The organism is Thermobifida alba, assembly GCF_023208015.1.
Taxonomy (GTDB): Bacteria; Actinomycetota; Actinomycetes; order Streptosporangiales; family Streptosporangiaceae; genus Thermobifida; species Thermobifida alba.
Genome location: NZ_CP051627.1, coordinates 2,339,870 through 2,353,523 on the forward strand (window position 1 = coordinate 2,339,870; position 13,654 = coordinate 2,353,523).

Genomic DNA, 13,654 nt, shown 5'->3' on the forward strand with positions numbered 1-13,654 from the left:
AGCGGCGCTCACTCCAGGAAGAACACCGACAGCTCGACGGCTCCGGGACTGCCGCCGGTCCACAACTCCCGGTACTTGGCCCCCTCGAACTGGGGGATCTCCGCGACAGCGATCTCGACGACCTCGGCGGCGAACTCCTTGGCCGCCCCGATCTGCTGGTTGCTGCCGCTGCCGAAGGCGATGACGAAGCCGATCTCCCGCTGCTCGGTCAGGTGCTCGCGGCACTTGTCGCTGGGTTCGCCGTGGCCGTCGTCGGTGTTGAAGTCGCTGTCGTCCGGGTCGGACAGGATGCGGCCGAGTTCGGCCACGACCCTGTCGGGGTCCACGTCGAACCCGTTGCCCAGGCGGACGGTGAACTCGCAGGAGTCGGGGCTCAGCAGCTTCGGCGGGGGAGGCGGCGGGGGTTCGGGCGCTTCTGGGGCGTTCTGGGCGCTGAGCGAGACGAGGAACAGCACCAGCAGCAGGTCCGCGAAGAGCCATCCCGCCAGGTGGACGGCTGGTGCCCGCCCGTTGGCGGGCCTGCGGCGGCGTCCGGTCAGGACCACGGGTCCTCCTCGCGGCCGCCGTCCGCCTCCCCGTCCCGGCGGTTCGCCACGTCGCGCTGCACTCCCTTGACGAGGAAGCCGAGGTCGTCGGCGAGGTCGGTGAACTCGTCGAGCGCCTGCCGCAGAGTGCTGCTGGACTGCTCGGTGAAGGCGCCGAGCCGGTCCTGGGCCGCGGCCAGCTCCTCGGAGACCTTCTCCAGTTTCTCCAGGGCGGCGGCGATGCGGTCCATGGTGTCGACGGCGAACCGCGCCGACTCGGCGGTGCGCTGCTCGACGAGGTCGTTCTGCTGCCGGAGCAGGTCCAGGGTGTGGCGGGTCTGCTCGCTGAGCCGGTCCTGGCCCTCGACGGTGCTGCGGGTGAGGGCGGTGAGGCTGTCGAGGAGTTCGGCGGGGGTGCGGGCCTCCCGGACGGCGTCGGCGAGCTGCCCCATCCGGGTCTGCCAGGCGTCCAGCGCGTCGACGAGCTGCTGCCGGGGGTCGCCGGTGAACGCCTCGGCGATGTCGGCGGCGGCCTGGCGCATGTCGGCGGCGGCCCGGTGCATGCTGTCGGTGGCGGCGCCCAGGGCGTTCTCCATGCCGGCCATCGCCCTGCGGACCCCCTGGAGGGTCTCGTTGGCGCCGCGGACCTCCGCGCGCACCGAGTCGGGGCGGTCGGGGATCAGGTAGGTGGCCAGGGCCAGCAGCTGGACGATCTCCTCGCGCTGGCGGCTGCGGTCGCTGAACGCCTCGACCGCTCCCTCCAGGACGTGGACGAGCAGGGTCGCGCCGATGACGCCGAGCAGGAAGACGCAGACCCAGGACGCGGTGGTGCTGAGCGGCTCGAACTGGGCGGTTCCGGTGAAGCCGCCCTGCTGCCAGCCGTACAGGAAGTTGGCGCCCTGGGGGGCCTCGCCGAAGGCGGACAGCACCTGCATGAGCTGGTACCAGGTCCAGAACACGGGGAGGAAGATGAGGACGTCGCGGACTCCGCGCAGCAGCCACAGCAGCAGGTGCGTCCAGCGCGGCGGGGAGGCGTCGGGCATCAGGGAGTCGGGCGGGTAGGCGGCGGCCAGGTCGGTGCCGGCCAGGCCCGCGCCGCCGTCGGCCAGGCCGCGCGCGAGCGACCGCAGCAGTTGTGCGCCCGCCGGCGGGGCGGTGCGGGCGTACCGGTCGAGCTGCTCGGCGATGTCGGCCAGGTCGTGGTCACGGTCGGTTGACGCGCTCACCTGGAGGTCTCCTCAACTGCGGGCGACGGGGAGGCGGGGGTGTCCTGGGGCGGGGCGGAGACGGCGGGGCCGCTCTGTTCGGGCGGGGAGGACCAGTCGCTCCCGCCGCTCCCGACGACCGCGACCACGACGAGGACGACCACGAGCACGAGGAGGACAGCCAGGAACACGGCGAAGAGCAGCGTCCGGAGGACGGGGCTGCGGCATCCCCTGCCCTCGCCCACGAAGGTGCTGTCGGTCGGTCCCCGTCCCGGGTGGCCCCACACCCCCCGGCGGTCCCTCCCGTCCGGGCGGGCCCGCTCCGGTTCCGGTTCTGCCGGTGCGGGCTGCTCGGCCACGTCCTCGTACCACTGGGGGGCGGGCTCGCCGGGGCGGGGCGCGGCGCCGGTGCCCTCCGCCGCCTGCCGCGGGGTTCGGGGGGCCTCGTCCGGCTCCTCGTCGGTGGACGCGAAGCTCGGGCGGGCGGTGTCGTGGTCGGCTCCGTCCCGGGCCGTCGGGCGGTGCTGTCGCGCGGTGCTCCCGGAGGAGGCGTACGGCGGCTCCGGGATCGACGGTTCGTCGCGGCCGGGATCGCCGTCCTCCGCCTCCACGGGGCCGCGGGACGGCAGGGCGAGCGGAGGAGCCGCCTTCTTCGCCCCGGTGCTGCTCCGCGACAGCAGCGACCGCAGCCGTCCGGGCCGCGTACCGCTGTCGGCGGTGGCGGGCGGCCGTCCGACGATCGTCATGAGGTCGGGCCGGTCCTGGAGGCTCTCCACCATTTCGGGGGAGAACACGCGCCACAGGCGTTCGGAGGCCGGGGTGTGGGCGCTCTCGGTGCGGGAGACACGGATCAGCGCCAACCGGAAGTAGGCGGGCCGGGGGTACAGTTCCGCCCGCTCCAGTTCCTCCACCTTCCTCTCGGGGAGGGCGCGGCTGCCGGGAGGCGGGGGCGTGCGCCCGTCGGCCAGCGGCGGCACCTCTCCGCTGGCCAGCCACATCAGGTCCGCGAAGGCGAGGATGATCTCCTGTCCCGCCTGTCCGTAGCGGTCCCTGCCGCGCAGGGCGTACAGCTCCTCCTGGAAGTGTCCGTGCTCCCGGCACATCCGCTGGAAGCCCTCGACCGGCAGCGCGTCGGCGCGCCGCAGTTCGACCAGGGTCTTCACGATCCCGCGGAACTCCCGGAGGGTCGGGGCCCCCGCCAGCCGGTCCACCAGGTAGGGGAGCGCGCCGTCGAGCAGTGCGGCGGTTTCGCGGTCCGCCAGGAAACCTCTCAGCCTGTACCAGAGCCGCAGGCGCTCCTTGACGGAGAGGTACCGGGCCGCCACCGGGAGGAGGGAGGGGAGCAGCCGGTGCGTGTCGACGGCGGCCAGGTCCTCCGGCAACCGGTCGGACAGCCGGGAGTCGGTCCGGCCGGGGCCCGGGGGGCCGTAGCCGAGTCCGAGCAGGTGCGCGAAGACCGCCTGCCGCCGCTCCGCGGTCTCGTCGGCCAGCGCGTCCAGCAGGAAGCCCCGCTTCCGCAGCGCGGCGCGCACCTCCGGCCGGTCCTCCGGAAGGTCCGGGTACTCCTGCAGGGCGGCCAGGATCCCGCGGCGGAACTCCCGGGCCATGACGTCCCCGGTGTGGCTGCCGGCGAGCGTGACCAGGGTCGCGGCGGGGACCCCCAGGCCGGTCAGCAGGTCGCGGACCTCGGCGGTGGACAGCCGGGCGAGCTGGTGCGCGTGCCACAGCAGCGTGTCGAAGTCGGCGGCGGGGCGGCCGCTGCGGTCGCGCCACAGGTGGCGCACCCGGTCGGTGACCGGGCGCAGTTGCGCGTGGCGCTCCTCCGGCCGCTCCGGGACGGGAGGGGAGAACACCTGCCTGCCCGCACCGCGCAGGTCGTCGAGGTCGGGGTCGTCCCGCCAGTCGAGGGCGAGGCCGGCGACCCGGTCCCGCAGCAGCGCGGTGAGGCCCCGGGGGGCGCGGGGCCAGCCTCCCCAGGCCCGGCACAGTTTGGCCAGTTCGTCGGGGCCCAGCGCGGCGAACTCCTGCCGCGCCCAGCGCAGGGTGTCCTCCTGGGCCAGGTAGCGGCGGGCCGAGGCGTCCCCCTGGAGCGCCCGCAGCAGCAACCGGTACAGGCCCTCGCGCTGGTAGTGCAGGTCGGACAGGCCGCGCCGGCGCTCCTCCGGGCTGGTTGGGACGGCCCGCGACGGGTCGGCGAGCGCCCGGTCCACCAGGTAGCCGATGTCGTCGGCCCACTCCTCCAGCGGCGCCCGGCTGGCGGGGGACTTGCGGTACCAGTGGGAGGGCGGGATGTGCAGCCTGGTCTTCTCCGCGGTGACCGCGATCCGCGGCTGGGCCGACGCCGCCTGGACGTCCCCCTCGACGACCAGGGAGACGTCCAGCAGGCAGGCCAGCGCGTGTCCGAGGGCGTAGGGGTCGCTGTGCGCCCCGGCGAAGTGGAAGTGGTAGTCGGGGTGGTGCAGCACGTGCCGCAGCAGCGCCGCGACCTCCTGCGGGTCGGCCCGGCCGGGGACCGTGGACGCGGTGTCCAGGTCCGCGGGGTCGAGCGCGGGCAGGTGCGGGTCGGGCAGCGGTCCGTCCTGGGGGGGCAGCCACCCCGCCCAGTGCCGCAGGCCGAGGGCGAGCCGGGCGGTCAGCACCTCGTCCGCTCCCAGCAGCGCGTGCACCTGGTGGGAGCCTCTGGAGGAGGTCGGTACCGCGTCGGCGCGGACGACCACGGCCAGGCCCGGGCGGGACCGCGGGCGCAGCAGGCCGAGCGCGGGGCGGTCGGGGCGCAGCGGCCCGACCAGGTCCCCGTTGTCCAGCAGGTCGCTCCACCGGGCGAGGTCCCGCTGGTCCGACAGGGACGTTCCCACCGGGCCGACGCCCCGTCCGCCCAGCAGGTGCTGGTCGGTCCAGCGGAACACCACCTGGTGGATCCGCGTGTCCCGCTCTCCGCGGGTTGTGCTCACCCCGTCCCCTTTCACGTCGGCTCGCGCACGCCTCGCACGTAGTCGTGGTTGATCGTCTGCGGGTCGATGAGTCCTGTCATGGCGAACAGGGACAGCAGCGGGCGCAGGACGCGCATGTGGCGGAACTTCCGCTTGTTGTAGCGTCCGTCCCGCTCCTCGCAGCCGGTGGCCGAGGCGAAGTGCAGGGTGGCGTCCTCGAAGGCGTTGACCGGTTGCAGCCACTCCCTGGCGCCGTTGGTCGCGCAGTAGACGTAGACGTCCTCGCTCTCCTGGTCGACCGTCTCCAGGTGGAATTCGTCGTCGCGCTCCAGCCACCTGCTGACCCAGTACTCCTCCTGGGCGAGGAGGAGGTCGGCCTTGGCGAGGACCACGACCGCGGGCTTGGGCAGCGGGTGCTTGCGCTGTCCCGACGCGCGCGCCACCAGCCGCTCGTCCTGGCGGAGCTTGTTGATCACGTTGCCGAACCCCGAGGGGTGGAGCAGTCCGCGGCGCTTGCCGTCCCAGCCGTACAGCGACTGGCCGTCCGCGACGAAGATGTAGGCGTCCAGCCCGTAGATGAACTGGAGGCGGCTGCGTGCCTTGGAGTCCAGGAAGAGCTCCCCGGCCACGTCGAAGAAGCTCACCACGCAGTCGGTCTCCTCGCCGTTCCAGGTGCTGGTGACCGTGTAGGCCATGCGGAACTCGACGGGGTCGGTCCGGTTGGTGCGGCGCAGGGCGGTGCGCTGGTCGGGGGCGAGGAACCCGGCCACGTCCTCCCGCTGCATGTAGTGCTCCCACATCTCGGCGAAGGGCTGGACGTACACGCCGAGCGCGGCGAGTTCCTCCTCCTCTTCCTGCAGGCGGTGCAGCATCGCCGCCAGCAGGTGCGACTTGCCGGAGCGGGTGGTCCCGATGAGTCCGATGTTGAGGGTGCGGCGGATCTGGCAGTACTCGTAGGGGATGTAGTGCGGTTCGGACAGTTCGTTCTCGTCCGGCTGGGGGTCGAGGACGGGCCTGGGCTGCGCCCCGGTGGTGCTCTCCCAGTCGTCTCCGTCGTCGGCGTCCTCCGCCAGCGCGAAGGGGGACCGGGCGGGCTCGTCCTCCGGGTCGTCGAGGTCGATCCCGCCGGAGAAGACGGTCGTGGGGGCACCGTCCCCCGCGCCGGCCGCGAAGACGGCGGTGGAACCGTCCAGGACGTCGGTGGGGTGGTCGAAGGGGTCGGCGTGGTATCCGGGGTCCGCCTGGCCGGCGGGGTCGAGGCGCGCCTCCCTGCGGCACTCCAGGTAGGTGTTGCCGCGGTTGTAGGCCGCGACCCCCAGCAGCCCGCGCTGCCGGACCGCGTCGGTGACGTCGCCCTGCACCTCCTGGGTGGCGATGTCGCGGATCACGCTCCTGGCCCGCGAGGTGTCGATCTGCGCGAGGCAGTACGGGCAGTTCACCGTCGGCGGCAGGTCCGCCGGCCGGCCCGGGTGGCTCATCACAGCATCCTTCCCAGCAGCACCCCGAGGACGGTCGTCGCCACGGCCACGGCGCCGATCGCGAACCAGCGGGTCGTCGTGTCCCACCGGTCGAGGCGGCCGAGCAGGTGGCGTGCGGCGCGCGCCGCCCCCTCGTCCCACATGACCCGCCACGGCGACCGCGGTGGCAGCTCGTCCGGAATGGACGGGAGCGACGGTTCCCGAGGGGGCGGGGGATAGCGTCTGCGGCGTATGTCCTCGTGCTTGGCCCTGAGGCTGCGGAACTTCCGCCGTGCCTCGGCCTCCTCTGCGGTGTCCTGCCGCTGCGGTACGGGGGCCGTGCCGCTGTCCCCGGTCCTCGGCAGCACCAGGTGGCCGGCCCGTTCCAGGGCCTCGAACGCGTTGATCCGCCGGTCCTGCGGCTCCAGTGCGGCGGCGAGGAGGTCTCCCAGGCCGGACAGTCGGCTGTTGAGGTCCCGTCGGGCGCTGTGGGACAGGTCGCCGTTGAGGGGGCGTCCGGTGGCGACGTGGTAGAGCAGCCGGGCCGCGTCGGCGACGTCGGTGCTGCGCTGCCTCCCGTCGGGGTCGCGGCTCGCCCGGTGGTAGCGGGCGAGCACCGCCTCGCGCTGGTTCCACAGCAGGCTGGAGGTGTTGACTGCGCCGTGGGCGTAGCCGACGCGGTGCAGGACGGTCAGGGCCTCGTACACGTTGACGGCGATCTTGCGGATCGCTCTGGGCGGGACCGGCAGGAGGCCGGGGGCCTCCTGGATCGCCGGCTCCAGGTAGAAGATCCCGCCCTTCCCCCTGGGGACGCGCAGGACGAGTGCGGCCGGGGCGCGGTGGCCGGGGTGCCCCGTGGGGACGTACTCGGCGAGGCTGCGCGGGAACGGTCCACCGGTCCCGCCGATGACGGCGCCGGTGGCCTGCTCCGCTCTGGCGGCCTCGGCGGCCAGCCGCTCGGCGGATTCGGGGTCGACCGCTTCGATGACCACTTCGGCCCGCCTCGGGTCACCGCTGTTGTCGGCCCGGAAAGAATAGCGGTAGAAGCCGTCCTCCTGCACCGGCCCGGTGGCGTACTCGGTCATCCAGTGGTTCCTGCCCCGTTCAGGTCCGCTGTCGGGTGTCCGGTGTCGTTCACCCGAAAATTTGCCGCGCGAAACCATAATGGCTCATATCGAACCACCCTATCCCCTTTTTTGGGGATTCATTCGGGACAGGTGTCGCCTCTACCGCTCCCCAGCCGTCCACTCGGACAGTCCCCGCCGGCACCCATCGGCGCACCGGTACCACGCGGCAGCCCACCGCACACAATGCGATTGTTTTCTCTTTTTTCTCACATTCCGCCGGGCGCCGCCTTTTTCCCGAGTGCGAATACCCCCAAAGCACTCACAATGGGATATTCATCAACCGTGGTCCGCGCCCACGGCGCGGGGAATGCCGCCTCCGGCCGGATGCACCGGCCCCGGCCCGGCCCCCTTCGGGACGCGGCGGCAGCGCCGACCGCACCGCGCAGGCCCGCACCGGGACCGGTGCGGTGACCGGTTCCGGTCACCGGGGCGGACCGCCGCGTCGTGCCCCGCCCGGTCCGGCGGACCGGTCAGTCCGCACCGCCGCGCAGCACCTCCCTGATCCGCCGCAGCACCTCGCCGAACCGGCGCTCGGCCCCGTGGGTGGTGGGCCGGTAGTACTCGGCGCCGTCCACCTCCTCGGGCAGGTGCCGCTGGGCGACCACCCCGCCCGGGTGGTCGTGGGGATAGCGGTAGCCGACGCCGTGGCCGAGGTCGGCGGCGCCCCGGTAGTGGCTGTCGCGCAGGTAGGCGGGGACCGCGCCGAGCCGTCCGGCCCGCACGTCGCCGATGGCCCGGTCGATGGCGGTGATCACCGCGTTGGACTTGGGGGCCAGCGCGATGTGGATGACCGCCTGGGCGAGGTTGATGCGCGCCTCGGGCAGGCCGACCAGGTCCACGGCCTGGGCGGCGGCGACCGCGACCTGCAGCGCGGTGGGGTCGGCCATGCCCACGTCCTCGCTGGCGTGCACCACGAGGCGGCGGGCGATGAAACGCGGGTCCTCCCCCGCCTCGATCATGCGGGCGAGGTAGTGCAGAGCCGCGTCGACGTCGCTGCCGCGCATGCTCTTGATGAACGCGCTGACCACGTCGTAGTGCTGGTCGCCGGAGCGGTCGTAGCGCACGGCGGTGCGGTCGGCGGCGCGCTCCACGTCGGTCACGGTGATCTCGGCGCGCTCCCCCGCGACCAGCGCGGCGGCCTCCAGGTAGGTGAGCGACCGCCGGGCGTCTCCCCCGGCGAGCCGCACCAGGTGGTCGAGGGCCTCCTCGGTGAGGGTGTGGCGTCCGCCGAGGCCGCGTTCGTCGGTGAGCGCGCGCCGCACGACGGTGCGGATGTCGTCGTCGCCGTGCGCCTCCAGGGTGAGCAGCAGCGAACGGGACAGCAGCGGGCTGATGACCGAGAAGAACGGGTTCTCGGTGGTCGCGCCGATGAAGCTGACCCAGCGGTTCTCCACCGACGGCAGCAGGGCGTCCTGCTGGGTCTTGCTGAAGCGGTGCACCTCGTCGACGAACAGCAGCGTGCGCACACCGCGCATGCCGAGTTCCCGGCGGGCCTCGTCGACCACCGCGCGGATGTCCTTCACCCCGGAGGTGACCGCCGACAGCTCCACGAAGCGCCGCCGGGTGGCCCGGCTGACCACCGTGGCCAGCGTGGTCTTCCCGGTGCCGGGAGGCCCCCACAGCAGCAGCGACATGGGGGCGTCGTCCTCGACGAGTCGGCGCAGCGGACTGCCCTCGCCGAGCAGGTGCCGCTGCCCGACCACCTCGTCCAGGGTGCGGGGGCGCATCCGTACCGCCAGCGGCTCCTGGGAGCGGTGGGCCTCGGCTCCGGCGTCGTCGAACAGTGTTTCGGACACGGCTCCAGCCTAGTCCGCCGCCCCGTCCGGCTCCGGCGGCGTCTCCCCGCCGCGGCCGGGACCCACCCCGCCGTCCCGGGGGGACCGCCGGGACGCCAGGCGCCGCAGCCACCAGGCCGCCAGTCCGATCCCGCCGCCCAGCAGCGCTCCCCCCACGGTGTCGGAGAACCAGTGCACCCCCAGGTACATCCGGCTCCACGCCATGACCGCGGTGAACGCCGCCCCGACCAGCAGCACGGGAACGCGGATGCGCTCCGGGCAGACGGCCGCGGCGCAGACGACCAGCACCGCGGCGAACGCGGTGTGCCCGGACGGATAGGCCGCCGTGTCCTCGACCACCAGCCGGTCCAGCGGACGGGGACGGTCCAGCACCCCCTTCGCCAGCGGGACCGCGACCAGCGACGTGGCCGCCCAGGCGGACGCCACCAGCAGCACCGAGGCCCAGCGGCGCAGCAGCGCCAGCGGCAGCAGCAGCCCCGCCACCGGCAGAGCGCCCCACGGCCAGGCCCCGAGGCGGTGGAGGAGGACCGCCGCTCCGGTTTCGGAGGGGCTCCGCTCCCCGGAGACCGCCTCGGTGAGCGCGACGTCCCACGCGCGCAGGGCGGGCGGGTCCACGTCCACGGTCAGGGGGAGCGCCAGGAGGACGAAGGCGCCCAGCAGCCCGAGCGCCCCCGCCCCGAGCCGTGCCATCGGGGTCAGCGGACGCGGGCGACGAGGATCGCGATGTCGTCGCCGCGCCCGGCCGGCGCGAGTTCGGCCAGGGCAGTCGCCGCGCCGTGGACGTCGGTGGCCTTCGCGCTGAGTTCGCTGCCGACCGCGGCCAGACCGTCGTCCATGTTCACCTCCGAGCTCTCCACCAGCCCGTCCGAGCACATCAGCAGGGTGCTTCCCGGAGGCAGCGAACGGGAGCTGACCGGGTACTTCGCCGCCGAGTCCACCCCGACCGGCGGTCCGGTCTCGGGCTCCCACACCTCGAAGCCCGACTCGGTGGCCAGCACGACGGGGGGCTGTCCCGCCCAGGCGGCCTGGATCTGTCCCAGGTCGACGTCGATCACCAGGTAGCCGCAGGTGGCGAAGACGATCTCCCCGGTCTCGGTGAGCAGCCGGTTGGTCTCGGTGAGGACCGTGCCGGGGTCGCTCTGGTTGCTGGCGTAGGCCCGAAACGCCATCCGGATCTGGCCCATGGCCGCGGCGGCCTCCACCCCGTGGCCCTGGACGTCGCCCACGACCAGGCCGATACGCCGCCCGGGCAGCCTGATGGCGTCGTAGAAGTCGCCGCACACCCGCCAGCCGGCCCGCGCGGGCAGGTAGCGCACGGCCACGTCCAGTTCGGAGAAGTCCGGGGGCTGCGGGGGCAGCATGCGCTTCTGGACGGCGTCGGCCAGTTCCAGCTCCGCGCTCTGGCGGTTGACGCGCTGCAGCGCCTGTCCGGCCAGTCCGGCCAGGGTCAGCATGAGGGCGCGCTCGTCCGGGGTGGCGTGGTGGGGCTGCGTCCAGGCCACCACCCACACCCCCAGGGTCACCTTGGCGTCCCCGAAGACCGGGACGAAGGCCCAGGAGTGGCTCCCGGTCTGCTGGAGCGCCTCCCCCACGGCGGGGAACCGCTCCAGGAGTTCGGAGCGGCTCTCGAAGAAGCGCGGCTGCCGGTCGTCGAGGACGGCCCCGGTGGGATGGGAGGCGTCCCGGTGGTCCCCGGGGTGCAGCCACCTCCCGGAGGCCTCCTCGGCCGCGGGGTGGACGTGTAGCTCGTCCTGGTCCAGCAGCATGACGTGGGCGTCGTCACCGCCGAAGATGGGCATGAACTCCCTGCTGAGCAGGTCGGTGACCTCCTGCACCGTGGTGGCGGAGACCAGTTTGGCGGCCAGTTCGTTGACCTGGCGGCCCTGGGCCGCCTCGATGCGGCGGCGGTCCGCCAGACGGCGGACGAGTTGGACGTGTTCGGTCATGTCGTCGACGACGCCGACGAGGCGGGGGCGCTCCCCACCGACGTAGGCGGCGCGCGCGTACAGCCACCGCTCGTCGCCCACCTGGTCGAACATGCGGAACCGCTGCTCGTAGTCGCGTCCCTGGTAGGACGTCTCCAGGGCGTCGCGCAGCCGGGCCACGTCGTCCCGGTGCACCCGGGCCAGGCACTCTTCGAGGGTGCACGCCTCACCGGCGAGCATCCGGCCCAGCGGGGAGGGGCCGAACAGCTCCGCCAGTCTGCCACTGGTGAGGTCGAGGGACCACAGGGCGGTGTCGGCCTCCCGCAGCCGCAGTTCGGTGACGATGCGCAGGGTCTCCTCGTCGCGGTTGACGAGGGACAGCTGGATGACGACGCCGACGGCCTCGTCGCCTTCCGGGGCGGGAAGGGGACGGGTCTGCACGACGGTGCGCCGCGACCGGCCCTTCGCCGTGCGGACCGTCAGGTCGGGCCACGGGCCGGGGGCGGCTCCCCGCAGTGCCCTGCCGTGCTGCTCCCAGGCTCGGCCGTGGTCGTCGGGGGTGAACAGTTCGGGCCAGGGACGCCCCGCAATCTCGGTGGACGGGTGTCCCAGAAGGGCCGTGAGCGCCTGGTTGGCCAGAAGGACCGCTCCGGTCCGGTCGGCCACGAGCATCGCTGTGGGAGCGTGCCGGAAGGCTGTGCCCGCCGGGTCGTCCATTCTGGCCACGAGAGCGTCAGTCTTTCCTCCAGAACCGGCGAAGCCGTCCGTTGTGCCGGTCGATCCGTTCACGTAATAGATCTTCCCCGTGTCGTCGCGAATGTCCTGTCCGCACCGGCGGACCCCTCCCGAACATCCGTTTCAGCCCATTTTAACGAAACGTCCCCCTTTGTGCAGGTCATCAACCGAGGGGAAACTCTCGCTCCGTCCGGTCGCACGTGGATAATCCGCGTCGGGGGCGGAGGGCCGTCCCTCCCCGTAATTCACCGCGGTCCGCCCGCTCCGGCGGGTCATTTTTTGCCGAGCCCTTGACCTTTCCATTGCCTGGCCGCAACGGGTTTCTCGGCACACCGTCCACAATTCTAGCGGTTCGGCTCCCCCGGCCACCCGCTGCGACGTCGGTTGTTTTCTCCCGGGCATGCGAGGGGGCCCCGCCGCGGCTCCGGAGCCGCGGCGGGGCCCCTCGGGGATCGGTCAGCGAGCGGCGCCTTCGAGCGTCCCGGTGACGTCACCGTTCGGGTCGTAGACGATGCACAGGATCTCGCGGTCGCCGTTGGCCCAGGACTGGTCGGTCGGGAAGTAGTAGGTGAAGTCGAGCTCGGAGTACTCGTAGGAGGTGCCGACGAAGAGGTTGAATTCGTCGATGCAGAACTCGTCGCCGAACTCCTGGATCTCGAACTCCCCGGGATAGGCGCCGTCGGGCATGTCTCCGGCCGCGTAGGCCTCGCCGCCGTGCGGTTCACTGCAGGGGACGGTCTGGACGGTCGAGACCTCTCCCTCCACCTCGGTCTCCTCGGAGGGAAGGCAGTCTCCGACGCCGATGTCGAAGACGTCCTCCTCGGTGGTCCCGCTGGGGGTCTCCATCTCGTCGAGGCCCTGCTCCAGGTCCTGGAGGGCCTGGTCCAGGCCGCTTCCCCCGCCGCGCAGGAGCAGTCCGCAGCCGGACAGCGCGAGGGTGGCAGCGGCGATCGCGGTGGCGGCGGCGGCACGGCCGAGCCCCCACCGGGACGAACCCAGGGTCATTGAATCTCCACTTTTGTTCAGAACGGGGGTTGCACACCGACCGGTGGGTGGTGCGGGGCGTCAGGACTTCGGTCTCGCGGGGCCCCACTCCGGTCCCGGGCCACATGCGGGGTCATGGCCGGCCCGGACCGCCACGCCAAGTACAGGCGGCGTCTGGTGGAGCGACCCTAACACCCGCTTACGACAGGGGGACGCTGTACGGCACAGCCCACCATTCCGCCCACCGGTCAACACTTCACCCCGTCCGATCCACCAGCCCCCTCGACAGTTCGAGTGACTTGGATCACACAATTGGGCCGTTCTGGTACGGATGAGGGCCCGGACGCACGGTCCGGGCCCTCGGGTGCGCTCCTCGGGGGCGGAGCGGATCAGAAGGAGAAGACCCCGTCGGTGCCGACGAACGCCTCACACGAGTTGCCGAAGGTCTCCCGGTAGGAGACCTTGCGGTTCCCCCAGGTGCCGGTCGCGGTGACGTCCACCGGGTCCACGACCGCGGGGCAGTACACGCCGGGGATCGAGGGCAGGCGTTCGAAGTAGCCGTTGACCGCGCGCAGCGAGTCGCAGGCCTCCTTCGGGGAGGGGTGAGTGCCGCCGTCGGGGTTGCACGTCAGCGTCACCTCCCTGGTCCGCGGCGGATTCACGACGTCGTCGCCGGGGTAGGTCCCGAATCCGGGGCTGGGGGCGATGGCGAGCACGAGTTCGGCCTTGACCGGAGGCTGCGGTCCGATCACGGGGTCGGCGGCCGCACCGGAGCTGAAGCCGAGAACGGCGCAGGCGGTGGCCGCGAGGAGAGCCAGGGACCGTCGGAGCGTTGTCGTGTGCATGGGGACCTTTCGCTGGTTCTTCCGGAACACACGGCGCGGGTGCTCCCCACTGGCCGACAGCACGTGCGTCACTGTCGGAAACCAGTCCGCGACGCACGATCACTCTAGTGAGCGGAAAAGAGCAAG

Annotated in this window: 10 protein-coding genes; all 10 read right to left on the reverse strand. The window is 72.8% G+C overall.

Annotated features, from left to right (window positions below; genetic code table 11):
* Positions 1-8: 8 nt before the first annotated feature.
* Entirely contained in the window at positions 9-545 is a 537-nt protein-coding gene (locus FOF52_RS10345) for a hypothetical protein (protein WP_248593605.1), read from the reverse strand.
* Complete coding sequence (locus FOF52_RS10350; protein ID WP_248593606.1) at positions 536-1,750, reverse strand: hypothetical protein; 1,215 nt, start codon at positions 1,748-1,750, stop codon at positions 536-538. The genes FOF52_RS10345 and FOF52_RS10350 overlap by 10 nt, the downstream gene beginning before the upstream one ends.
* Entirely contained in the window at positions 1,747-4,680 is a 2,934-nt protein-coding gene (locus FOF52_RS21915) for a hypothetical protein (RefSeq protein ID WP_282574023.1), read from the reverse strand. Before FOF52_RS21915 ends, FOF52_RS10350 begins: the two co-directional genes overlap by 4 nt.
* An 11-nt stretch (positions 4,681-4,691) precedes the next feature.
* Positions 4,692-6,137, reverse strand: a complete 1,446-nt coding sequence (locus FOF52_RS10360; protein WP_248593607.1) for a hypothetical protein — start codon at positions 6,135-6,137, stop codon at positions 4,692-4,694.
* On the reverse strand, positions 6,137-7,201 hold the full coding sequence (locus FOF52_RS10365; protein WP_248593608.1) for a hypothetical protein: 1,065 nt from the start codon (positions 7,199-7,201) through the stop codon (positions 6,137-6,139). The genes FOF52_RS10360 and FOF52_RS10365 overlap by 1 nt, the downstream gene beginning before the upstream one ends.
* A 512-nt stretch (positions 7,202-7,713) precedes the next feature.
* A complete protein-coding gene (locus tag FOF52_RS10370) occupies positions 7,714-9,039 on the reverse strand; it encodes a replication-associated recombination protein A (RefSeq protein ID WP_248593609.1) in 1,326 nt (441 codons plus the stop codon).
* A 9-nt stretch (positions 9,040-9,048) separates the two neighbouring features.
* A complete protein-coding gene (locus FOF52_RS10375; RefSeq protein WP_248593610.1) occupies positions 9,049-9,729 on the reverse strand; it encodes a phosphatase PAP2 family protein in 681 nt (226 codons plus the stop codon).
* A 5-nt stretch (positions 9,730-9,734) separates the two neighbouring features.
* Entirely contained in the window at positions 9,735-11,681 is a 1,947-nt protein-coding gene (locus FOF52_RS10380; RefSeq protein WP_248593611.1) for a SpoIIE family protein phosphatase, read from the reverse strand.
* A gap of 474 nt (positions 11,682-12,155) precedes the next feature.
* Entirely contained in the window at positions 12,156-12,704 is a 549-nt protein-coding gene (locus tag FOF52_RS10385) for a septum formation family protein (protein ID WP_248593612.1), read from the reverse strand.
* Between the two features lie 368 nt (positions 12,705-13,072).
* Complete coding sequence (locus tag FOF52_RS10390) at positions 13,073-13,528, reverse strand: SSI family serine proteinase inhibitor (protein WP_248593613.1); 456 nt, start codon at positions 13,526-13,528, stop codon at positions 13,073-13,075.
* Positions 13,529-13,654: the final 126 nt, after the last annotated feature.